Origin of the sequence: Rhodanobacter glycinis (genome assembly GCF_006438785.1) — a bacterium.
GTDB classification, from domain to species: Bacteria; Pseudomonadota; Gammaproteobacteria; order Xanthomonadales; family Rhodanobacteraceae; genus Rhodanobacter; species Rhodanobacter glycinis_A.
This window is the reverse complement of the sequence record NZ_RCZB01000007.1, coordinates 144,472-167,145: the sequence shown is the minus strand read 5'-3', so window position 1 is coordinate 167,145 and position 22,674 is coordinate 144,472. Positions and strand designations below refer to the sequence as shown.

The window sequence follows — 22,674 nt, the reverse complement described above, 5'->3', positions numbered from 1 at the left end:
ATCACAAATTATTGACGCAAAACCAGCCACCAGACTGATTCAAATGCACTTCGCATTGCCGGCGAGAATATTGCTGGCAATTCTGGGCGACGGCCACTGATCAGGAGCTGCAGATTGTCGCGATAATGATGCCGGCTGATGAAATGCGGCCTACCCGCAGATCGATAGCGGCGAAGCAGTGCAAGGACATTACGGGCTCGATCGACAAGATGGGCGTGGGATGGATACCGCCAGGTCGCTCATTCCCGCGTGTCATGAGGCCTGCCTTGGACGCGATCGCTTCCAGCGAACCCATCGTCGCTCAGCCCACAGCAAACCCCGCCGGATCGGGCGTTGCAGGAAAGGCATGTCCTGGGCAAGCAGCAGCAGACCGAGCGGCAGCATCCACAAGCCGAGCACGGGCAGGATGCTGAAAATGCCTCCCACGATCAGGGTGATGCCTGCCGGGATGCGAACCCAACGGGATGAAGGCTCCCGCAACCAGCGGATACAACGGCTGAGCCCGACGGGAAGCTCCTGCTGGATACGATCAAGTTGACGGTTCAGCCTTGCCTCGTCTTTTCCAACCATGCTTATCCAGATAACTTCAGTTCAAAGACCGATGCCTCTTCCGGTCAAACCCGGATTCCGGCGAGTTTCATGGCGGGACATGATTTGCCGACGATGGATTCAACTCCAGGCTATTCCTCTTCTTCTTCCGTTGACGCGGGCGGCGCGTAGTTGGAATCTTCCGAGTCGCGTGCGTGACGGATCGCATCGCGCAAACGAAGATCCAGGCGGTCGAAGTTCAATACGACCTTGTCCGAATGTACCGCCTTGACGGCCGAAATCGGCACCACGAAGTCGCCGGCATTCTCGATGTAGATGACCAGTTCGGGCAAGCCGTGGCGGATTTCCCGTACGGAGCCAATGCCCTCGTCGCCATCGGAGACGAAAACCATGAATCCTTCGCTGATTTGTTCGCGCATGATGCGATCCCTGTGGCGGGTGGGCGGGACGGATCTCGCGACGCGGCGGCGAAGGGAGCGGACAAACCGTACCAGGCTTTCGCGGCGCAAGCGGACGACGCATGGTGGGCATACCCATCGTCTCGAAGCGGTGAACGGCGAACCGGCTGCCCTGCTCCATTCAGCGGCCCGACCCGATTCTTTCAGCGCACGAAACGCCTCACCCAGGCGACATAGTTGTCCACGAAGCCCTGCAGGAATTTCCTTGTGCCTTCGTTGCTGACGGTCCCGTCGTCGGCGATGAGTTCATCCTTGAAGTGGACGAACACCTCCGGCTGGGCCAGCATCGGCACGTCGAGATAGGCCAGGATATTGCGCAGGTGTTGCTGCGCCAGCGCCGAGCCGGTCGAGCCGATCGAGGTGCCAATCACTGCGCCCGGCTTGCCGGCGAACGAGTTGGTGCCCCATGGGCGCGAGGCGATGTCGATCGCGTTCTTCAGCACGCCGGGAACCGACCGGTTGTATTCTGGCGTGACAAACAGCAGCGCATCGGCCGACTCGACGTCCTTCTTCAACCGGGTCGCCACGGCTGGATATGCTGCGTCGAAATCCTGTGAATACAACGGCAGATCGTTGATCTGGATATGCCTGAACGCGAACTCGGCAGGCGCGAGTTTCTCCACCGCCCGAGCGAGCCGGCGGTTGAATGAATCCACACGCAGGCTTCCGACAAAAACGGCGATCTTCAACTGATTCATTTCCGGCTCCTTGGCAGGGTGGGGAAGAGCTCGCGGCTCGCTGATTGTGAAGACGCGGCCCATGCTGTAGCGGGCCTCGCGCCCGCCACCATCGGCCCGGCAATGTATCGCCGGAGTGCGTTAAAGACGGATGAATTCGTCACGCTGGAGAGGCACCGACTACCGCAGCGTGTACTCTTTGTAGCCAGCCCCCGGCGGCACCGCCTTCCCATCGACCCGACCCAGCGAACGAGTCCCATGCAAGCCATTGAAACCCTGATCGACGACGCCTTCGAGCGTCGCAACGCGCTGACCCAGACCGAAATAGAGACCCATCTGCGACCTGCCGTCAGTCAGGTCATCGAGCTGCTGGAATCGGGTGAGCGCCGTGTTGCCGAACCGGACGGCCGTGGCGGCTGGACCGTGAACCAGTGGATCAAGAAAGCGGTGCTGCTGTATTTCCACATCAGCGACAACCAGGTGGTCGATGGTGGCCCGGCGCTGGCGTTCGACAAGGTGCCGCTGCGCTTCGCCCACGGCAACGATGCCGAACTGCAGCAGCTCGGCGCGCGCGTGGTACCGGGTGCGCTGGTGCGTCGGGGCGCTCACATCGCAAAAGATGCGGTGCTGATGCCCAGCTACGTCAACATCGGCGCGTACGTCGGTGCCGGCAGCATGATCGACACCTGGGCCACGGTCGGCTCCTGCGCACAGATCGGTGCGGGCGTGCACCTGTCCGGCGGCGTCGGTATCGGCGGCGTGCTGGAGCCGCTGCAGGCCAACCCCACCATCATCGAGGACAACTGCTTCATCGGTGCGCGTTCGGAAGTGGTCGAGGGCGTGGTGGTGGAGCGCGGCAGCGTGATCGGCATGGGCGTATTCCTCGGCCAGTCCACCCGCATCTACAACCGCGCCACCGGCGAAGTGGGCTATGGCCGTGTACCGGCCGGCAGCGTGGTGGTGTCCGGCAGCCTGCCGGCGAAGGACGGCAGTCACAGTCTGTACGCCGCGATCATCGTCAAGCAGGTGGATGAGAAGACGCGCAGCAAGACCAGCATCAACGAACTGTTGCGGAGCGGCGAATGAATCCCGTCGTTTATGGACTGCCGAATTGCGACACCTGCAGGAAGGCGCGCAACTGGCTCGCCCGCTTCGAGGTGGTGCACGACTTCGTCGACTACCGCGCGAACCCGGTACCGGCGGCCACGCTGAAGGACTGGGCGGCGAAGCTCGGCGGCTGGGACAAACTGGTCAATAAATCGTCGACGACCTGGCGTAACCTGCTGCCACAGCGCAAGAGCCCCGGCAGCGATCCGGAGTGGACGCTGTTGCTGAAGGAATACCCCGCGCTGATCCGCCGCCCGGTGGCGGTGCTGCCCGATGGCTCGGTGAGCGTCGGCTTCACCGACAACGGCTTCAAGAAACTGTTCGGGCGCTGAGATGCCGATGCGGCTTTCCAAAATTCTGCTGATGGCGGCGATCGCGTTGTGGCTGGCGCTGGTCGCGTTCGGCAACATCACCGACTACGGCAGCAACCTGGCCTTCGTGCAGCACGTGCTGGCAATGGATTCGATCTTTCCCGACGCCAGTATTCATTACCGTGCGATCCATTCGCCGTTGTTGCAGCACGCGGCCTATGTGCTGATCATCGCCACCGAAACGCTGGCTGCCGTGCTATGCGGGACCGGCGCATGGCGCATGTGGTCCGCGCGCTGTTCGTCGGCGGCGATGTTCCATCGGGCCAAGCACCTCGTCATAGCCGGCCTCACGCTCGGCCTGCTGCTCTGGCTGGCCGGCTTCATGGCGATCGGGGGCGAATGGTTCGGCATGTGGATGTCCACTTCGTGGAACGGGCTGGCGAGTGCATTCCGCTTCGTCGTGGTGCTTTTCGCCGCATTGATCCATCTGGGCCAGCGCGAAGACGAACTCGATGAGTGAGGTCGGGCCCGGTTCGCCGGTGTACCGATTCCGTTGCTACGCTTGCGTCCATTACTGCCTCGTGGTCATCCACCATGTCCGATGTGCTCGAACTCGCTTGTGAGCTGATCCGCCGCCGCTCGGTGACGCCGGTCGATGCCGGCTGCCTGCCCCTCATCGGCGAACGGCTGGTTCGCGTGGGGTTTCGCGTCGAACATCTGCGTTATGGGGAAGTCGACAACCTGTGGGCGACCCACGGCAGCGGCGGGCCAACCCTGGTCTTTCTCGGCCATACCGACGTCGTGCCGAGCGGGCCGGAAGCGACGTGGCAAAGTCCGCCGTTCGAGCCGACCATCCGCGATGGACGTCTATACGGCCGCGGCGCCGCCGACATGAAGGGCTCGGTGGCAGCGATGGTGGTGGCGCTGGAGCAGTTCGTGGCTGCGCATCCGGATCATCGTGGCCGGGTCGGCCTGCTGTTGACCAGCGACGAGGAAGGTCCGACCAATCTCGACGGCGTGCGCCGCGTGGTCGAGCACTTGCGCGCCAGCGGCGAGCGCATCGACTGGTGCGTGGTCGGTGAACCATCAGCGAAAGAGAAACTTGGCGACCTGATCCGCGTGGGCCGCCGCGGCTCGCTGTCCGGCTCGCTCGTGGTGCGCGGAGTGCAGGGCCACGTGGCCTACCCGGAGAAAGCGCTGAACCCGATCCACGCGTTCGCCCCTGCACTGGCGGAACTGGCCGCCGAGCGCTGGGACGAAGGCAACAGTGATTTCCCACCCACCTCGTTCCAGGTCTCCAACCTCAACGCCGGCACCGGCGCCAACAACGTGATTCCCGGCGAGCTCACTGCGTGGATCAACTTCCGCTACTGCACCGCCAGCCGCGCGGAAGACCTGCGCGCACGTACCGAAACCATCCTGCAACGACACGGCCTGGACTTCGCACTGGACTGGAACCTTTCCGGCGAACCGTTCCTGACTCCGCCCGGCGGCGTGTTGCGCGAAACCGTAGTGGCGATCTGTCGCGAACTGTGCGGCATCGACCCCGAACAAAGCACCGGCGGAGGCACCTCCGACGGCCGCTTCTTGGCGCCGATGGGTGCAGAAGTGGTGGAGATCGGTCCGGTCAACGCGACTATCCACAAGGTCGACGAATGCGTGGCGCTGGAGGAACTGGAGCAGTTGCCGCAACTCTACCGCACCGTTTGCGAGCGTCTGCTGGTCGAGACCTGACCGGGCGTGGTCCCTTGGTCGGCGGCTGCAGGCCGCTGTCGCGGTGTCCGCGTCAAATGGATCAGCGCATCAGGGTTGCTGCTTGCCGTCGACATCCGGCCGAACCATCCGTAGTGCGGTGTCGTCCGATTGGGCGTCCTTGAGTCCCTTGCGGAAATCGGCGATGGCGCTGCCCAGGTCGCGGCCGGCGTTGCGCAGCTTGCCGGTGCCGAAAACCAGCAATACCAGTACGAGCAGCACGGTCCAGTGCGAAAAGCTGTTCAGTCCAGGCATGCTCCGGATTTCCTGTTACGGCTGTGGGGAAGTGCGGGCCGACCGTTCGGGCAGCGCCGGCGGAAATGGCAGGTGCGGGCTTGCCGGCAGACCGGCGGATGCCGTGGGTCCGGCAAGGCATTGTGAATCGTGGCCGCTGGCTGCGGCCACCTGGGAGGGGCACCGATAGTCCAGTGTGGCCACCAGCGCCGGCGTGATCTCGTCGAAACCGAGCACGGCACCGCCATGCTCGCGGATGAAGGCCGCCGCCGCAGCGCGGGTGGCGAACGGCGCCAGGGTCGGTCCCATCGAGCCGGGGAGCGGCTGCCAGGCCACGTAGGACGAGCGGCGCGCATCGATGAAACTGATCGCGGCGTGGGCGGGCTGCTGCCAGTCGATGCGCGCGCTGTCCTGCACGAACAGTTCCTGCAGGTCGGCCTGGTTCTCCGGTTGCAGCACGTAGGCGAAGAAGTCGCGGGTGGAGTCGAACATCAACGGCTTGACGCGGCCGGTCACCCAAGCCTCCGCGCGCGGACCGGGCGAGCCGTCAAGGTACATGCCGCACACCGCGCAGGTGTCGTCCGGATGGATGTCGACGGCATGCTGCGCGGGGGCGGGGTTGCCGTCGCAGCCGGCGAACAGGGCCAGGGCGAGGGCCAGCGCCACCGCACGGAAGCTCATCGCGGAAAGGGTCATCATGCGGGTTCTCCTCAGATTTCCTTGCGCCGGAACGCGAGCATCGCCCACGCGAACGGCGCCACGGCCCAGCCCAGCAGTACCAGGCACAGCAGGGCGGGCGAGTAGGTGTGGTGGGCGGTCATGCCGGTCAGCAAGTCGTTGCCGGCGCCGTCGCCCAGCGCGGTGAGGTTGACCAGCCGGAATACGTCGACCGGGTTGAGCAGCAGCAGGTAGGGATACACCGCGCGCTCGACCGGGTTGCCGCCGCTGACCACCAGCAGCGCCAGCAGCGCGAGGTCGAACAGCACCACGCTGGCCAGCCAGCCGATCAGCGCCAGGCCGGCGGCGCGGGACTTGTCGGCGGTCTGCACGCTGATCAGGCAGGCCATCCCGACGAAGCAGGCACCCAGCAGCGAGGCGCTGAGGATGAAGCGGCCGATGTGCAGCCACGCCTGCAACGTCTGCGCGGGCGGCTGCATCAGCTGCATGATCGCCACCGCCAGGCCGAAACCCGCCAGCGTGGCGGCGGCCAGTGCGCCGCAGTGGCCGAGGAACTTGCCGGCGACCAGCTGGCCGCGCGCCAGCGGATAACTGAGCATCAGCAGCAAGGTGCCGTCGTCGCGCTCGCCGACGATGGTGTCGTAGGCGATCAGCAGGCCGATCAGCGGAATCACGAAGGCGCCCAGCGTGGTCAGGCTGGCCAGCGTGGCGTCGAACGAGGTGAAGCCGACCCGGCCGGCGGCGGCACTGCCGAACCAGGCGATGCCCAGCGCCAGCAGCGCGAACAGCACGGTGAGCGCGACCGTCCAGCGGTTGCGGAAGTCGTCGCGGAACTCCTTCCAGGCGACGATGAAAATGCTGTTCATGCGCGGGCCTCCGCGGCGGGGTGGGGACCGGCGCCGAGCCAGTCGTACAGCTGCGCCAGTGTCGGCTCGCGTACGTCGAGGTCGGCGATGGCGGGGTTGGCGAGAAGTTCGCGCAGCGTGCGCAGCTTGGCCTCGCGCGGCACCTGCAGCTCCAGTCGGCCGTCGGGCCGCGACTGCGCGGCCAGGCCGCGCGCGGCCAGCTGGGTCATCAGTTCGGCGCCGGCGTTCTCGTGCGGACGCAGCAGCATGTGGGCGGGCAGTGCCGCCTGTTCGCCGAGTGCGGCGAGGCTGCCGGCGGCGAGCAACTTGCCCTGGCGCAGGATCAGTGCACCGTCGATGTGCGGCTCCAGTTCGGCCAGCAGGTGCGAGGAAACCAGCACGCAGCGGCCGTCCGCGCGCAGCTCGCCGACGATGCGGTACAGCTCGCGGGTGGCCTGCGGATCGAGGCCGGTGGTCGGTTCGTCAAGCAACACCAGTTCCGGCGAACCGAGCAAGGCCTGCGCCAGGCCGAGGCGCTGGCGCATGCCCTTGGAGTAGGTACCGATGCGCCGGTCGGCAGCGTGCGCCAGGCCGACGCGTTCCAGCAGCGCCTGTGCCTGGGCGCGCGGCGCCTGCTTCAGCCGGGCCAGGTAGTCGAGCAGCTCGCGCCCGCTGAGGTTGGCGTAGAAGGTGGCGCTCTCGGGCAGGTAGCCGATGCGCCGGCGCAAGGCGTGCGCGCGCCACGGTGACTGGCCGAGTACGTCGAGGCGGCCACCGCTGGGTGCGATCAGGCCGAGGATCAGCTTGATCAGGGTCGACTTGCCGGCGCCGTTGTGGCCGAGCAGGCCGATCACCTGGCCGCGCGGCACGCAGGCGCTGACGCCGTCGAGCGCGGCGAGCATGCCGTAGCGCTTGGCCAGTGCCTCGAATTCAATCGCGGGGTTCATGGTCGGGCCGGAAGGAAGTGGGGGCTTGCATGAGCGGGTGGCTGTCCTGCACCGATGGCGGCGTGAATACCGGGAACGCGCGCTGCACGTAGCGCATCAGCAGCACCGCGGGGCTGGACATCAGGTTGCGTGCGGAGGGGTATTTCCACAGCAGCACGTCGACGCCGTCGTTGGGGCGGAACGGGATGTCCCCGATGCCGTCGGCGTCCAGGTCCCAGCCGAGGTAGTCGCTCCAGAAGTTGCCGCGGCTGTGCGCCGACCACTCCTGGGCGAGGTTCTGCACGTACTTCACCTGGATGCGGTTGTCCACGAAGCGGTTGCCCCACAGGCGGTTGTTCTCCGAACCGGCGGTCACGTGGATGCCGATCTGCGAGTCGGCGGCGAGGTTGTCGTGGATGGTGTTGAACTGCGACAGGTAGACGAACAACCCCTTGCCTTCGGTGCCGTCGATCAGCCCGCCCTGGGTGTCGCGCTGGCCGTTGATCCGGCGTATCTGGTTGCCGGCGATCTCGCTGTGCGAGATGTAGTTGAGCAGGAAACCGTAGGATTCGTCGTCCTCGGCGGTGTTGCCGATCACCTTGAGGTGATCGGACGACATCAGCGCATAGCCGGCCAGGTTGCCACGGCTGACGTTGTCCAGCAGCAGGTTGTGTTGCGAATACATGTAGTGGATGCCGTAGCGCACCTCGTGCACCACGTTGCGCGCGATGGTGTTGTGCGGGCTGACGTAGACGTAGATGCCGTCGCGCGAGTCGGCCACGTCGTTGCCCTCGATGGTGCAGCCGGTGTCGTTCCACATGTGGATGCCGTCGCCGCGGTCGGCCACGCGCAGCGAGCGCATGCCGCGGATCACGTTGTGCGTGACCCGCACGTTGGCCGCGCCGTCGAGGTAGACGCCGAACAGGCTCTCCTCGATGCGGTTGCCCTCGAGCGTGACGTCGCGCGCCTGGCGCTCGACGAAGATGCCGGCGTTCATCGCGGTGAGATCGGTGCCGCTATGGCGGATGGTCAGCCCGCGCACGGCGACCTGCGCGGCGCCGATGCGCACCACGTCGCCTTCGCCGCCGCCATCGAGAACGGCGCCGGGTTCGCCGACGAGGGTGACCGGCTTGTCCAGCCGCAGGTGCACCGGGTGCACGCCGGCCGGCACGCTGATGGTGGTGCCCGGCGGCGCCGCAGCCACGATCTGCTCCAGCGACTCGCGCGCATGCACCGGCGCCGCCGGCAGCAATGCCAGCATCAGGAACGCGAGGAAACGAAGTGCATGCATGGGAACGGAGATCCGCTCGTGCCGCCGCGCGCTGCGCGGCGGCACGACGCGGCTCAGGCCTCGACCAGCATCCGCCCGCTCATCTCCATGTGCATCGCATGGCAGAAGAACGTGCAGTAGTACCAGAACACTCCCGCCTTGTCGGCGGTGAAGGTGGCCGAGGCGGTGGCGCCCGGACTGATCTCCATGTTGATGCCGTAGTTGACAATGCAGAAGCCGTGGCTCACGTCCTCTACCGCATCGATGTTGGTCACCACCACGGTGACTTCGTCGCCTTTCTTCACCGTGAAACTGCCCATGCCGAAGATCGGCGCGGCCGAGGTCATGTACACGAACACCTTGCGGCCCTCGCGGATGACCTTGCTGTCGGTAAGCACGTCGATGCCGTGGCGCCTGGCCATGGCCACCGTCTCGGCGAAGAACGGATCGTCGCGGTCCCAGCTCTTCTTGACCTTGTCGATCAGCAACCGCCGGTGCAGCAGGATCACGTCGTGCGGCTCGGCGTACACCGGGCCGTCGGCGACCAGCTTCATGGTCTCGCCGGAAATGTCGATCAGCTGGTCATTGTCCGGATGCAGCGGGCCGGTGGGCAGGAAGCGGTCCTTGGAGAACTTGTTCAGCGACACCAGCCAGCGCCCGTCGGCGTCGCGCGTCTCGCCCATCGAGGTGTGGCAGTGGCCGGGCTGGTACGCCACGTCGATCTTCTGGCGCAGGTAGTTGACCTTCTTGCCGGCGTGGGCGGCGATCGCGTCCTCGATGTTCCACTTGGCGATCTGGCTGTCGATGAACAACGTGGTATAGGCGTTCCCGCGACCGTCGTAGGCGGTATGCAACGGACCCAGGCCCAGCTCGGGCTCGGCCACCACCGTGTCGCGCGGGTCCTTGAGCTTGCCGGCGAAGCAGTCGTCGATGCGGCTCCACTCCATGACGGTGACGGTGGGCGAGAGCTTGCCGTTGGCCACCACGTACTTGCCGTCGGGGCTGGCGTTGATCCCGTGCGGGTTCTTCGGGATCGGGATGTAGAGGATGAGCGACGAGCCGTGGCGGCCGTCCAGCACCGGCACCTTCGAGCTGCCGATGGTCTTGAAATCGCCCTTCTTCACCGCCGCCTCGATGCGCGCGATATTGAACACCACGGCCCAGTCGCGCTCGGCCTGCATCGTGCCGGGCAGGTCCATGCCGCCCTCGCTGTTGTAGCAGGTGGAGATGGCGTACTTGCCGGCGTAATCGGCCTCGGTGTTGTCCAGGTTGCCGTCCACCAGCACCTGCCAGACGACCTCCATGGTGTCGCCGTCGAGCGCGCTGAACATGGTCTGGTATTTCTTCGGATCGTCCAGATCGCGGCCATCGTTCGGCGCCGGGACCAGGAACTCGCCGTTGGCGAACACGTAGCCGGTGCGCGGCGCGCGCTGCACGCGCAGGCCGTGGATCGCCTGCACATTGGGCACATTGGTGATGCGGTCGGTACGCATCACGTCGCAACGGATGCGCGCGACGCGGGTGTGCGCCTTGTCGTTGATGAAGATGTAGCGGCCGTCGTAGTGGCCGTCGGTCTGGCTCATGTGCGGGTGGTGGCAATCGCCGCCGGGCGGGAAGTTCGGCCCGAGCACGCGCTTGCTCTCGTTGGTGACGCCCCAGCCGATGGTGAAGTCGGGGTTGAACACCGGGATGCGCATCAGCTCGCGCATCGAGGGCACGCCGACCAGGCGCACCTCGCCGGACTGGCCGCCGCTCCAGAAGCCGTAGTACTCGTCGAGCTGGCCGGGCGGCACGTGGTCGGAGGCGGCTTCGTGCTCGCCGTGCTCGCGCTGGCGTTCGCCATCGTGTCCGGCGGCGGCACCTTCAGCGCCGCCGTGATCACCCTTGCGACCGCAGCCCGCCAGTGCCAGTCCCGCCGCGCCGGCCAGGCCGGCCAGCGCGCTGTTCTTCATAAAGTTGCGACGCGCGGGGTCGGTGCCTTCCGCGTCAGCTTCGGGTTTGTTCTTCGATTCGTCGTGCATGGCTTTTCATCCGCAGAGGCAGGTGACGTGGGATCAGTCGGCGACGGGCGCCGGCTCTCGGGTTTCCGGCGCGTTCGCCGGGGTAATCAGTGCGATCGGCGTGGGCAACGGTCGTGCGGCGCGTTCGCGCTTTTTGCGTTGCTGTACCACCGGCGGACACTTGTGGTCGTTGACGCGGGTGACCTGGCAATCCAGGCAGTAGTGGCATTCGTTGAAGTCGATGCGGCCATCCGCGTGGATCGCCTTGACCTCGCACTCGTTGGCGCAGACCTGGCATGGGCTGCCGCACTCGGGGCGTCGGCGCAGCCATTCGAACAATCGCCAGCGTCCGGACACGGCCAGTCCGGCACCCAGGGGGCAGACATAGCGGCAATAGAACTTGTGGTTGAACGCGGATACGCCGATCAGCAGCACCGCGTAGAGTACGTAGCTCCACGAGCGCGCGAAGTGCAGCGTGAACGTGGTCTTGAATGGCTCGATCTCGGCGTAGTGCTCGGCCGTGTTGAGCGACTGTAGCGACATGCCGAACAGCACCAGCAGGATGACGTACTTGAGCGCCCACAACCGCTCGTGCACCACGCGCGGGAACTCGAACTGCGGCACGTGCAGCCGCTTGGCCGCCTTGTTCACCAGCACCTGCAGCGCACCGAACGGGCACAGCCATCCGCAGTAAACGCCGCGTCCCAGCAGCAGCAGGGTGGCGGCCACGAACACCCACAGGATGAAGATCAGCGGGTCCATCAGGAAGGTTTCCCAATGGAAGCCGTGCAACACCGACTGGATAAAGGTGAAAATGTTCACCACCGACAGTTGCGCCAGCCCGTACCAGCCGATGAATACCAGCGTGTAGATCAGGAAGCCCACGCGCAGGCGCTCGAGCAGCAGCGGACGCTTCACGATCCAGTCCTGGAACATCAGGATCAGCGTGAGCACGGACAGTCCCGCCAGCAGCACTGCGATGTCCAGCCGGCGCCCGTGCCACACCTTCACCCACAGCGGCGCGTCGGCCGGCAATGCGTCGGCAGCCGCTTCCGGGCGCGTGGTGTAGACCGCCGGCATGCGGTAGTCGCTGGTGAAGGTGTGGTAGATGCTCTGCAGCGGGCCGACCTGGCGGTTCACCATCAGCTGCAACGTCCACGGCCGGGTCGCATCGAAGCCGCTGCCGCTGTTGCGCACGATGAAGATCGCCTGCTCGGCGAACGCCGGCTTGCCGCGCAGCGGGGTGTCGTTCATCGACACCAGGTCGGTATCCTTGAACAGCACCAGCTTGCCGTCCTGCAGCAGGTGCACGCGGTCGAAGATGCCGCCGCGCACGTAGCCCAGTCCCTTGAACGAGTAGATGCCGTTGGCCATCACCGCGATCGCGGTGTCGCCGGGCTTGAGCTGTTTCATCAGCTCGGCGTGGGCCGCGGCCCCCAGCAGGTTTCTCCCCACCGTGGGCGGGGTGACGTCGGCGAAGTACAGATCGATGAAGGTGTCCGCGCCATGGCCGGCGGCCGGCGCGGTGGGGTCGTCGATCAGGCCGCTCTCCGGCTGGCCCTTGAACGCGTCGGTGACCGCCTGCCGGGCCAGCTGCAGATGGTCGATCGCGCCGTTGCCGGTCAGCGCCTGCCAGTCGGCCGGCACGAAGTAATCGCCGCGGACCTGCGCGGCGGCCGCGCCGGTGTCGGCCGCGCCGGCGATCAGCTTGCGCGAGGCGGCTACCTTCAGCGCCGAGTTCATGATCGTCTCGTTGGCGACCATCGAAGTCACCGTGGCGCTGCTGATCGCGTCGATGCGCACGCTGCCGCTGCCGCCGCCGCCGACCACGATACGGTCGTCCACGCGATGGCCGATGTAGCGGGCCACGAAGTCGTACAGTTTCTGCACCGGGATGCCGACCAGCAGGATCGGCTCGTGCTGCTCCAGCACGCGGGCGTCGCGGATGCTGCCGTCAGTGCCGATCGACATCAGGATGTTGATCGGCGCGCCCGAATAGGCCGGCACCGGCGCCACCATCACCGTCTCGAACGCGTAGCCGATGACCTTGTCGCCGCGATACACCGCCGCGGCGGGCGGGGTACCCTCGATGTCGCCGAAGCGGGTGGCGCCGGGGAATACCTCGTGCAGTTGCGGATGCTTCGCATCGATGCCGGCCAGCGCGACGGGCGCCAGCACAAGCAGCGACAGCACGAGCAGCAACTGCGCCACGAAAGAGCGGGTGCGCGCGACGCGCATCACGCCAGCTCCGCCGTGCCGGCGATCAGCGGCAGTTCGCGCGAGCGCCAGCGCTTTTCGCCGGTACGCGAGAACGCCAGCCACTGGTGATCCTGCGCCGCCATCAGCGCGGACAGCTGCGGCAGCTCCAGCGAGAACGCCGCCGTGCTCATGCCGTCGGCCAGCACCGAGCGCGGCGCCACCACGGTCACGCTGGAATAGCTCTGCGGCGAATAGCCGGTGCGCGGATTGACGATGTGGAACAGGCGCCGATCGGTGGAGAAGAACACGCGGTAGTTGCCGGAGGTCGACAGCGCCGCGTTGCGCACCCGCACCACCGCCGCCACCCGGCTCACGTCGCGCGGGTCGACGATGCCGACGTTCCAGTGCCGCTGCGGATCGTTGCCGCAGATCGCCTGGATGTCGCCGCCGGCGTCGATCAGGCCGTACTCGATGCCCGCCGCGCGCAGTGCCGCGATGCCCTGGTCGACCACATGGCCCTTGGCGATGCCGTCCAGCGTCACCGCCATGCCCGGTCGCAGCAGCCGTGCGCCGCGCGCGTCCAGCGCCAGGTCACGCCAGCCCACCAGTTGCTCGCGACGGTCGATCGAATGGTGTTCCTGCGCGTCGATGCCGGACACGCCACGCAAGGTTTCGAAATAGCGCAGCACCGGCAGCACGGTGACGTCGAACGCGCCGCCGGTCAGCGCCGACAGCGACAGCGCCTCGCGCAGTACCGCGTGCAGATTCGATGGCACCAGCGCCAGCCGGCCGTCGCGATTCAGCCGCGACAGCGGGCTAGCCGGGTCGAAGCGGGTCAGCTCGGCAGCCGTCGCGGCCATCCGTGCGAAGGCCGCCTCGATCGCCGCGCCCGCCGCCTGCACGTCGTCGGACAGGCAGGTGACCGCCACCGAGGTCTGCATCAGCGTGCGCTCGCGCCGAACCTGCCACAGGTTCTGCTTGCGCTTGAGCACTGCCCAGCCGCCGCCGGCCAGCAGGCCGCCGGCCAGGGCGAGTTGCCCGGTCTGTTTCAGCCAGCGCCGGCGCTCGGGCGAGCGCAGATCGCTGGGGTCGGAGGAGCGATGCATGGGATGCTTCCCGTGGTGGTGAGCGTGTGCGTGCTTGACGCGATGTGCGAGGGTTCAGGCCGCGCTGGCGGCCACTCGTGGCGGAGGTTGCGCGACGGCATCGCCGCGCCCGGCCTCGCGCACGCCAAGACGCCGCTGCAGCGCCGGGCTGGTGGTCGTGTACTGCAGGTTCACCTTGTCGCCGGGATGCAGGTGCGCATGCGCGGCGAACGCGCACAGCGCCGCCTCGTGGAAGCCGGAGAGGATCAGCTTCTTCTTGCCCGGATAGGTATTGATGTCGCCCACTGCGAAGACGCCGGGCACGGAGGTCTGGAACGTCGACGGATCCACCACCAGTTGCTGGCGTTCCAGCGCCAGCCCCCAGTCGGCAATCGGGCCCAGCGCCGGATGCAGGCCCCAGAGCACCACCAAGTGCGAAGCCTCGATGCGCTGGACCATGCCGCTGCGCGTGCGCACGCGTACTTGGGCCAACGCCTCGTCGGCAGTCTCCAGCCCGACGATGTCACCCTCGCACAACTGCATGCGGCCTTCGTCGCACAGCGCATGCATGCGCGCCACACTGGCCGGCGCTGCGCGGAAGCTGGATGAGCGATGCACCAGCACCAGGCTGCGCACCCGGTCGACCAGGGCCAGCGCCCAGTCCAGCGCTGCATCGCCACCGCCGGCGATCACGATGTCCTGGCCGTCGAACAGTGCCGGCTGCGCCACCTTGTAGTGCAGCGTGCGGTTTACCAGCGGTGCGGCTTCGGGCAGGTCGAGCGTGCGCGGCGCGAATGCGCCAAGGCCGCCGGCGACGATCACCGCACCGGCGTCGAACGCGAGCCCCGCGCTGGTGCGCAAGCTGAAGCGGCCGTTCGCGATGTGCTTGAGCGAGGTGACGGTGTGACCCAGATGGAACTGCGGCGCGAACGGACGGATCTGCTGCTGCAAGCGCTCGATCAACTCGCGCCCGCTGCACACCGGCACTGCCGGGATGTCATAGATCGGCTTGTCCGGGTACAGCTCGATGCATTGCCCGCCGGCATGCGGCACGGCATCGACCACGTGCGCATCCAGCCCGAGCAGACCCAGCTCGAAAACCTGGAACAGGCCGACCGGGCCCGCTCCGACGATGACGGTGTCGCAGTTGATCATGGGACGAATCCGCCTTGTTAATGGCGCGGATCATGCGCGCGCACTAAGGCGATACCTTTGACTTCAGTCAGACGAGCCCCGATCACCTGTGTGGTCGAATGCCGCACAGGCATGACCGGGTCCATGTTTCCGAGCCGGGGAGCCAGCCAGCGTGTCAGCGCATGGACGGGCGCAAGGTCAGCGTGTGCTGCGTCTGCCCCGGCAACAACGGAGTGGGCCGGCCTTCGACCCAGTCCTCGTGTCCCGCGCCGAAGTACGGCGACAACGGGTGGTCGCTCTGGCCGCCGGGCATGTTGAGGATGCCGTGGGCTTCATGGCCAGGCGACACGTCCAGGTGTTCGGAGGCGCCGAAGCCGGGCGAGGCGACGTGCGGCATGTTGTTGTCGCCGGGGATGGGCTGATCGGGCATGTCGATGAAACGGCCGAGCCAGGATGGCAGTGCGGCGGACAGCGGGTGGCGGATGCCGGCGCGGTTGCGTTCGCCCCAGTTGCGTGCGGCGAGGCCGCCGGGTTGCCGGCCTAGTTCGGCCACCACCTGACGGGCGGCATCGGTGAGCAGGGCGTGCCAGTCGGGGTATTTCGGATCGAGCAGATGCGCGGGCCGGGCGCGGACCAACGCCCATACGGCCGCCTCGGCGCTGTTCTCGCCGGGCCAGCTGAAGTCCGGGTAGCGCTGCTGCACCTGCGCAGCGAACGGAGCCAGCACGGCTTCGCCGACATGGTCGCGGAATGTGCGCACCAGCCGGTAATCGACGCTGTCGACGGCGGCGCGTTCCTGCCATTGCGCGATGAGCCGGCGCAACTGCTGCAGTGATCGGTCGGTGCTGTCGGCCAGGGTGTCCTGCAGCAGGCGCTGCCAGCGGGTGAGAAACACGGCGCGATCGTCCATCTGAATGTCGAGCAGGTTGCCGGGCGTGAAGCTGGCGCGAGTGTGCAAGTCATCGCGGATCTGCTGCGCGCGGGCACCGAGGTCGTGGCCGCCGTTGCCGAGCAGGGCCAGCGCTGCACCGTCGACGGTGCGGTTGTTCGCTGTCCATAGCCGTCCATCTGCCGGGTTCTCGATGCGCGGATAGTGCGTGGGCGATGCCCAGCCCTGCCAGCCGTTGCCCGACTGCGACCAGTCCGATGGCAGCAGCGGGTCGATGCTGGTGCGCAGCGGAATGCTGTTGCCGGCGAGCGTCCAGCCGATGTTTCCACCGCTGTCGGCGACCAGCAGATTCTGCGGCGGCATGCCGAGTTGTGGCGCCAGGTTCAACGCGCCGGAAACATCCGATGCGTGTTCGAGCTGCATCAGCGCGAGGTTGTAGCTGCGTGGACGGCCGGCGATCCATGCCAGCGCCAGCGGCGTGCCATCGACGTCCTTGCCCATGATCGGCCCCCAGCGGGTGTCTTCGACCTCGAGGATGACGTCGGGCCTGCCCTTGACGCGGATGTGCTCGGCGTGGCTTTCGATCGCGGCCCAGCCGTCCGGCACCTTGTAGCGCGTGGGGGCGGTGGAATCGCGCCGCACGCGCACCCAGTCCTGCCAGTCGCCGTAGCTGTTGGTGAAGCCCCACGCGATCTGCCCATTGGAGCCGACGATGATCGCCGGCGTGCCCGGCAGGCTGACGCCGTTGACGTCGCGCTGGCCGTTCGGTGCGGTGGGGTCGGGATAGCGCAGCCGGGTGCGAAACCAGATGTTGGGCACGCGCAGGCCCAGGTGCATGTCGTTGGCGAGCATCGCCGCGCCGCTGCTGGTGAGCGCACCGCCGATCGCGAAATTGTTGCTGCCGGGACGGGGTGCGTCGAGCGCCGGGGTGAGTGCGGCGGCCAGCGCGGTGGAGGATGCTGCCGGCGTGCGATGACGCAGGTCGAACACGTCTGCCGCGGGAATCACCGGCGAGCGCGACAGCCGCCCGCTCAGCGGCGCTTCCCAGTCGGGATCGGGCGCAAGCAGGAAATCCACCAGTGGTCCGGGCAGCGTCGCGCGCATCTGCGCCATGTGCAGTTCACGCTCATTGCGGCCATCGCCGTTCAAGTCCAGATACATCGCCGCGATCACCAGCAAGCAATCTTCCGAACGCCAAGGCTGCGGCTGGCTGCCCAGCAGCAGGTATTCCCACGGCCGCACGCGCAGGTCGGCGAGGCCCGCATTGACGCCGTCGCGATAGCGGTCGAGTTCGTGTTTCTGCGCTGGCGGCAGTTGCGCGTACGCCGCTTCGACCACCGCGCGCAAGCGATGGCGGCGATGGTTGAGGTCGACCTTGAGTGCGGCCGGGCCGACCAGTGCGGACAGCTCGCCGGCCGGCATGCGGCGCATCAGGTCCATTGCGAAGAAGCGTTCCTGCGCGTGCACGTAGCCCAGTGAATAGCTGATGTCGGTGCGGTTCTTTCCCTCGATGGTGACCGTGCCCAGCGCGTCGCGGCCGATGCTTACGGGGGCCGTCAACGCGGTTGCCTGGCGCGTGCCGTCGAGCCGGGCGCGGCTGCCGGCGAGCAGCCACCAGCCCGTCACAAACGCAGTCAGCAGCAACGCCAGCAGGGCAATCAGCAGCGCGCGCAGGATGCGCCAGCGCCGCGCCGTGACAGGGCCCGACATCAGGGCTTGGCGAACACGGCGAAGATGCCGGCGTAGGGTTTCACCATGAACGCCGGCGCGCCGGCGTAGCCTTCGCCGTCGACGTACAGCTGCGAGATGCTGCCGTCCAGGTAGAGCGCGTCGCGGCAACCGAGCTTGTCGCGGAACAGCCGTCCAAACGTGTGGAAGTTCACTGGCGCCTCGCTCACTGCAAAGATCACCTCGGTGGGGGTTTTCACGCAGACGCCGCTGCGCCATTTGAGGCTGGACGAATCATCGATGAACTGATCGTTGAGCTTGCCGTCGATCAGCAGCATCGGGCCCGACTGGGTGGCCCACTGCGCGCTCTTGCCGGCGGCCTTGAACGCGGCGCTGGTGCGCACCGCGGCATGGCCGTCCGGATACACCGCAAACACGCCGTTCGGCAGCAGCGAGAAATTTCCCGACGCGGGATTGCCGTGCGCCAGGTTCAGCGGCACCACCGTCTTGCCGTCCTCCACGTGCAGGCCCAACGGCGCAAATTGCCGGTCATAGATGCCGGCGTTGGCAGCGAACAACAGCCGCTGGCCGCGCGCCTCGCCCCATTGGCGCAGTGTCTCGATGCTGCTGAATGGCTGGCCGTTCTGCGGGTCGCGCCAGTGCAGGCTCAGGTGTTCACGCTTGAGATCCAGATGCACGACGCGGTAGTTCTGGCCTTCGAACGCCAGCGTGCCGCTGTCCAGCGCCCGCGCGGTGGGTGCGCAGCCGGGCATGCCGGTGAGCAGCAGCAGCGACAACAGCGCATGCCATGACCAGTGCGCACGACCGGCTCGGGGTATGAGTGAAGCGAGTGAATGCATCCGTCGATGGTCGCCGCCCTGTCGCGCGCGTGCAAGCCCGGCCGCGCCGCACGTTCAGGCCGGAGACCTGCGCGGAACGGCCGCTGCCGTTAAACTCGGTTTTTTGCGGTGCTTTCGCCATGCCCTACACCCCGATCGTGGCAACGCTCGGTTACGTGCTGTCGCCCGACCGCAGCGAAGTGTTGATGATCCATCGCAATGCGCGGCTGGATGACCAGCACCTGGGCAAGTACAACGGACTCGGCGGCAAGATGGAGCCGGGCGAGGACATCGCCACTTGCATGCAGCGGGAAATCCTGGAGGAGGCCGGTATCAGCTGCGAGTCGATGCAGCTGCGCGGCACGCTGAACTGGCCGGGTTTCGGCAAACACGGCGAAGACTGGCTCGGCTTCATCTTCGCGATCGATCGCTACAGTGGCACGCCGTTCATGAGCAACCCCGAAGGCACCCTGGAATGGGTCGCGCTGGAGCGCCTGCTGACTTTGCCGATGTGGGAAGGCGACCGCCATTTCCTGCCGCTGGTGTTCGATGCCGACCCGCGTCCGTTCCATGGCGTGATGCCATACAAGGACGGGCGCATGCAGTCGTGGTCGTACAGCCGGCTGTGAGTGACGGCGCCAGAATCATCCGCATCGTCGCCGCGGTGATCCGCAATGAAGCAGGGCGCAGCCTGCTGGTACGCAAGCGTGGCGCCACGATGTTCCAGCAGCCCGGCGGCAAGCGCGATCCCGGCGATGCAGACGAGCTGGCCACGCTGGCTCGTGAGCTGCGCGAGGAACTGGGCTGCGAACTCGTCGCCGGTTCGGCCCGCCTGCTGTGCCATTGCAGCGCGTTGGCGGCGAACGAGCCGGATCGCCGGGTCGAGGCGGCCGTCTATACGGTGAATGTGCGTGGCGAGATCGCGGCGCGGGCCGAGATCGAGGAGCTGTGCTGGATCGATCCGGCCGCGCCGAACGTACCGGTTGCCCGGCTGAGTCGCGAGCACATCCTGCCGCTGTTGCGGGGCGCCTCCATGTAGGAGGACACCTTGTACGCGACTGCTTCTGGCCGGAATTTACCGAAGAACAATCACACGGGATTCTGCAGGCCGGTGCCGCGGCGCGATCGCCGCGGCACCGACAGCACTCAGGGCTTGAACACGGTGAACGTGCCGTACGGTTTCAGTTGTGCGTCGATCGCCTTGGCATCGCCGACGACCACGATGCTCTGGTCCTTCGCGGCGAAGTACTTGCGACCCATCGCCTGCACCTGTTCCGTCGTCACCTTGTTTGCCTCGGCGACGTAACTGCCGAGGAAGCTCGGTGGCAGGCCATCGACCCAGTAGTTCGCCAGGGTGCCGATCAGTGCGCCCTGGATCTGGTTGCGCAGCAGGTAGATGCCGCCGACCAGGCGTTTGGCGCCGGTGAGCTCTTCTGCGCTGGCCGGCTGGCTGGCCATGCCGTCGTACAGCTTGGCCAGCTCGGCCAGCGTGGCGCCGGTGACTTCGTTGCGCACGTCGACGCTGGCCAGCGTGCTGCCGCCGACGCGGTTCGCGCTGAAACGCGACCACGGGCTGTACGAGTAGCCCTTGTCCTCGCGGATGTCCTGGGTGATGCGGCTGGTGAAGCCGCCGCCGAGGATGGTGTTGGCCACGGTCAGCGGAATGTAGTCCGGGTCGTTGGCCGGCACCGCCGGGCGGCCGTAGCGGATGTTGCTCTGCACCGCGCCGTCGCGCGGCACCAGCAGCCGTTGTGGCGCCGCCTCGCGTGGTGCCGGCGCGGTATCGGCCAGCGCCTTGCCAGTGGCTTTCCAGCCGCCGAACTGCTGCTCGACCAGACGGAACGCCGCGTTGGCGTCGATGCGCCCGACGATCACCAGCAAGGCACGATCCGGCCGGAAGCGGGCATCGTGCAGCGCCCTCAGCGAGTCGGGCGAGGCCGCCTGCACGCTGGCTTCATTGAGCGAGTCGCGCGAGTACGGATGCTCGCCGTAGGCGGCGTGGCCGAAGGCGCGCTGTGCCTGCCAATCCGGATCGGCCTCCTGCACCTTCAGCCCTTGCAAGGCGTTGGCCTTGGCCAGGGCAACCTCGTTCGCCGGAAAGCTCGGGTGCAGCGCGGTGTCGGCGACCAGTTCCAGCAGTTTCGATGCGTGCGAAGCCAGTGCGCTGGCGCGGATGTTGATCGAGTCGTCGCCCGTGCCGGCGCTGTAGTCGCCGCCGATCGCCTGCAGCGCCTCGGCGATATCGCGCGAGCTGCGGCTGGCGGTGCCCTCGTTGAGCAGACGCGCCATCATCTCCGACAGGGCCGGCGTGGCCGCCTCGTCGGCAGCAGTGCCGCCGAGCACGGCCAGCGCCACGTTGACCTTGGGCAGACCGTCGCGCGGCACCACCCATACGGTAAGTCCGTTCGTCAGGGTGCGCTGGGCGATCTGCGGCGTCGGCAGCGGCTTGTCCGGACCGTAGGCGGGCAGATCCTTCGGCAGCGGCGTGGCGGCCTGGGCGAATCCGGCAAGCGCCAGGCCGAGGGCGAGGGCAAGCGTCTTGAACGTCGTGTTCGTCTTCATGGCGGTCCTCACTTGGCAGATGTCTTGGCGGCGGGAGCGGGCGCGGCAGCCGCGGCGACCGGGCGACGCACGATCACACTGCGGTTGGCGTCGGTGAGATAGGCCCGGGCGACGCGCTTGATGTCATCGGAGCTCACCGCCTCGATCCAGCCGGGCATCCGGTTGGCGACGTTGGCATCGCCCCACAGCGTCTGCAGCTTGGCCAGCGTGTCGGCGCGGCCGAGGAAGGATTCCAGCCCGCCGTACCAGTCGGACAGCATCTTGGTCTTCACGCGGGTCAGGGTGGCGTCGTCGACGCCGTCGCTGGCGACCTTGCCGATCTCCTCGTTGATTGCGGCCAGCACCTGCTCCGGCGTGGCATTGGGCTTGTACAGCGCGAACAGCCCCAGCAGCGTCGGGCCGGCGTAGTCGCTGCCGTCGCCCAGCGGGAAGTTCACGCCGCCGTTGATGTTCAGCAGCAGCTCGCGGCCCTTGACCAGGCCCTGGTAGAAGCGTGAGGCATCGTCGCCGACCAGCAACTGCGACAGCACCATCATCGGCACCTGGTCCTTGCTGCCGCGTGCGGGCATCTTCCAGCCGATCGCAAGCGCCGGCACCTTGGCCAGTGCATCGGTCTGCTCTCCATGGCGCGGCTTGGTGTTCAACGGTTCGGCGACGTCCGGCCGCGGCGGCAGCGCGCGCGCAGGCAGGCTGCCGAAATACTTCTGCGCCAGCGCGAAGGCCTGCTCCGGGGTGACGTCGCCGGCGATGCCGAGTACCGCATTGGCCGGCTGGTAGAAGGTGTCATGGAAGGTCTTCACGTCGGCGATGCTGGCGTGGTCCAGGTCCTTGAACGAGCCGTAGCCGTCATGATTGTTGGCCCACTTGTCGAACGCGAGGCGGTTGAGGTCGGTCCAGTAGAACAGGCCGTAGGGCTGGTTCTTCACGTTGACGCGGATCTCCTCCTTCACCACGTTCTGCTGGTTGGCGAGATTCTTCGCGCTGAAGTCGAGCGACTTCATGCGGTCCGCTTCCATCCACAGGATCGGCGCCAGCGCGGACGAAGGCGCGGAGGCGATGTAGTTGGTGTAGTCGGCGCGGGTGGAGCCGTTGAACACGCCGCCGCCGCCCTGGATCACGCGTTCGAAGGTGCCCTTGGGCGCGTCGGGCGTGCCTTCGAACATCAGGTGTTCGAACAGGTGGGCGAAACCGGTGCGGTTCTGCGGTTCCAGTCGCATGCCGACGTGGTAGACCATGCTGATGCCGACGGTGGGTGAGCTGTGGTCCTCGGAAACCACTACGGTGAGCCCGTTGTCGAGCTTCTTCACCGTGACCGGCAGCTTCCAGGTATCGGTGTCGGCTGCGTGGGCGGCGAAGGCCAGGCATAGCCCGGCGACCAGTACGGATAGTCCTGAAGCGCGCATCTACGTCTCCTTGTCAACGCGAACGGAAGCCCGATCCTCCTGCGATCTGCCAGAGTTCACAAGTGACGAATGGGGGAGGAGGAACCGC

22 protein-coding genes are annotated in these 22,674 nt (G+C 66.9%); 6 read left to right on the top strand and 16 right to left on the bottom strand.

Going from position 1 to position 22,674, the window contains the following annotated elements; translation table 11 throughout:
• Positions 1-252 precede the first annotated feature (252 nt).
• From EAH75_RS18840 to EAH75_RS18830, 3 genes are all read right to left on the bottom strand, one after another.
• Positions 253-570: a hypothetical protein gene (locus tag EAH75_RS18840; protein WP_140654653.1), complete on the bottom strand. Its 318-nt coding sequence runs from the start codon at positions 568-570 to the stop codon at positions 253-255.
• A gap of 110 nt (positions 571-680) precedes the next feature.
• Positions 681-968 carry a hypothetical protein gene (locus EAH75_RS18835; RefSeq protein ID WP_140654651.1) on the bottom strand — a complete coding sequence of 96 codons (288 nt, stop codon included), beginning with the start codon at positions 966-968 and terminating at the stop codon, positions 681-683.
• Between the two features lie 182 nt (positions 969-1,150).
• Entirely contained in the window at positions 1,151-1,705 is a 555-nt protein-coding gene (locus EAH75_RS18830) for an NADPH-dependent FMN reductase (protein WP_140654649.1), read from the bottom strand.
• A 237-nt stretch (positions 1,706-1,942) separates the two neighbouring features.
• Here EAH75_RS18830 and dapD point away from each other — a divergent pair, with 237 nt between their 5' ends.
• The 4 genes from dapD to dapE all read left to right on the top strand — a co-directional run bounded on the left by dapD (position 1,943) and on the right by dapE (position 4,836).
• Positions 1,943-2,770, top strand: a complete 828-nt coding sequence (gene dapD / locus EAH75_RS18825; protein WP_140806505.1) for a 2,3,4,5-tetrahydropyridine-2,6-dicarboxylate N-succinyltransferase — start codon at positions 1,943-1,945, stop codon at positions 2,768-2,770.
• Entirely contained in the window at positions 2,767-3,123 is a 357-nt protein-coding gene (locus EAH75_RS18820; RefSeq protein ID WP_140654645.1) for a Spx/MgsR family RNA polymerase-binding regulatory protein, read from the top strand. The genes dapD and EAH75_RS18820 overlap by 4 nt, the downstream gene beginning before the upstream one ends.
• 7 nt (positions 3,124-3,130) lie before the next feature.
• A complete protein-coding gene (locus EAH75_RS18815) occupies positions 3,131-3,622 on the top strand; it encodes a DUF2165 family protein (RefSeq protein ID WP_241668995.1) in 492 nt (163 codons plus the stop codon).
• 74 nt (positions 3,623-3,696) lie between these two features.
• On the top strand, positions 3,697-4,836 hold the full coding sequence (gene dapE, locus EAH75_RS18810; RefSeq protein ID WP_140654641.1) for a succinyl-diaminopimelate desuccinylase: 1,140 nt from the start codon (positions 3,697-3,699) through the stop codon (positions 4,834-4,836).
• 69 nt (positions 4,837-4,905) lie between these two features.
• Here the strand turns inward: dapE and tatA are convergent, their stop codons facing one another.
• From tatA to EAH75_RS18755, 11 genes are all read right to left on the bottom strand, one after another.
• Positions 4,906-5,109, bottom strand: coding sequence for a twin-arginine translocase TatA/TatE family subunit (gene tatA, locus EAH75_RS18805; RefSeq protein ID WP_140806503.1), 204 nt, complete (start codon positions 5,107-5,109; stop codon positions 4,906-4,908).
• Positions 5,110-5,124: 15 nt separating this feature from the next.
• Positions 5,125-5,787 carry a nitrous oxide reductase accessory protein NosL gene (locus EAH75_RS18800; protein ID WP_140806502.1) on the bottom strand — a complete coding sequence of 221 codons (663 nt, stop codon included), beginning with the start codon at positions 5,785-5,787 and terminating at the stop codon, positions 5,125-5,127.
• Between the two features lie 11 nt (positions 5,788-5,798).
• Positions 5,799-6,632, bottom strand: a complete 834-nt coding sequence (locus tag EAH75_RS18795; protein WP_140654635.1) for an ABC transporter permease — start codon at positions 6,630-6,632, stop codon at positions 5,799-5,801.
• Positions 6,629-7,558, bottom strand: a complete 930-nt coding sequence (locus tag EAH75_RS18790; RefSeq protein ID WP_140806500.1) for an ABC transporter ATP-binding protein — start codon at positions 7,556-7,558, stop codon at positions 6,629-6,631. Before EAH75_RS18790 ends, EAH75_RS18795 begins: the two co-directional genes overlap by 4 nt.
• Positions 7,542-8,828: a nitrous oxide reductase family maturation protein NosD gene (locus EAH75_RS18785; protein ID WP_140806499.1), complete on the bottom strand. Its 1,287-nt coding sequence runs from the start codon at positions 8,826-8,828 to the stop codon at positions 7,542-7,544. Before EAH75_RS18785 ends, EAH75_RS18790 begins: the two co-directional genes overlap by 17 nt.
• Before the next feature lie 53 nt (positions 8,829-8,881).
• Entirely contained in the window at positions 8,882-10,828 is a 1,947-nt protein-coding gene (nosZ, locus tag EAH75_RS18780) for a TAT-dependent nitrous-oxide reductase (protein ID WP_140806498.1), read from the bottom strand.
• A 33-nt stretch (positions 10,829-10,861) separates the two neighbouring features.
• Positions 10,862-13,045 carry a NosR/NirI family protein gene (locus EAH75_RS18775; protein WP_140806497.1) on the bottom strand — a complete coding sequence of 728 codons (2,184 nt, stop codon included), beginning with the start codon at positions 13,043-13,045 and terminating at the stop codon, positions 10,862-10,864.
• A complete protein-coding gene (locus EAH75_RS18770) occupies positions 13,045-14,112 on the bottom strand; it encodes an FAD:protein FMN transferase (protein ID WP_140806496.1) in 1,068 nt (355 codons plus the stop codon). Before EAH75_RS18770 ends, EAH75_RS18775 begins: the two co-directional genes overlap by 1 nt.
• A gap of 54 nt (positions 14,113-14,166) precedes the next feature.
• Positions 14,167-15,246 (bottom strand): NAD(P)/FAD-dependent oxidoreductase, encoded by a 1,080-nt coding sequence (locus EAH75_RS18765; protein ID WP_140806495.1) that lies wholly within the window; start codon positions 15,244-15,246, stop codon positions 14,167-14,169.
• Positions 15,247-15,400: 154 nt separating this feature from the next.
• Positions 15,401-17,824, bottom strand: coding sequence for a penicillin acylase family protein (locus EAH75_RS18760; RefSeq protein ID WP_140806494.1), 2,424 nt, complete (start codon positions 17,822-17,824; stop codon positions 15,401-15,403).
• Entirely contained in the window at positions 17,824-18,555 is a 732-nt protein-coding gene (locus tag EAH75_RS18755; protein ID WP_240046317.1) for a phosphodiester glycosidase family protein, read from the bottom strand. The genes EAH75_RS18760 and EAH75_RS18755 overlap by 1 nt, the downstream gene beginning before the upstream one ends.
• Before the next feature lie 206 nt (positions 18,556-18,761).
• Here EAH75_RS18755 and EAH75_RS18750 point away from each other — a divergent pair, with 206 nt between their 5' ends.
• Together EAH75_RS18750 and EAH75_RS18745 are read left to right on the top strand one after the other, a co-directional pair.
• Positions 18,762-19,250: an NUDIX hydrolase gene (locus EAH75_RS18750; protein ID WP_140654617.1), complete on the top strand. Its 489-nt coding sequence runs from the start codon at positions 18,762-18,764 to the stop codon at positions 19,248-19,250.
• Positions 19,229-19,660, top strand: a complete 432-nt coding sequence (locus tag EAH75_RS18745; protein WP_343182734.1) for an NUDIX hydrolase — start codon at positions 19,229-19,231, stop codon at positions 19,658-19,660. The genes EAH75_RS18750 and EAH75_RS18745 overlap by 22 nt, the downstream gene beginning before the upstream one ends.
• A gap of 107 nt (positions 19,661-19,767) precedes the next feature.
• Here the strand turns inward: EAH75_RS18745 and EAH75_RS18740 are convergent, their stop codons facing one another.
• Together EAH75_RS18740 and EAH75_RS18735 are read right to left on the bottom strand one after the other, a co-directional pair.
• Positions 19,768-21,183, bottom strand: coding sequence for a M16 family metallopeptidase (locus tag EAH75_RS18740; protein WP_140806492.1), 1,416 nt, complete (start codon positions 21,181-21,183; stop codon positions 19,768-19,770).
• A gap of 8 nt (positions 21,184-21,191) precedes the next feature.
• Complete coding sequence (locus tag EAH75_RS18735; RefSeq protein ID WP_140654613.1) at positions 21,192-22,586, bottom strand: M16 family metallopeptidase; 1,395 nt, start codon at positions 22,584-22,586, stop codon at positions 21,192-21,194.
• Between the last annotated feature and the right edge of the window lie 88 nt (positions 22,587-22,674).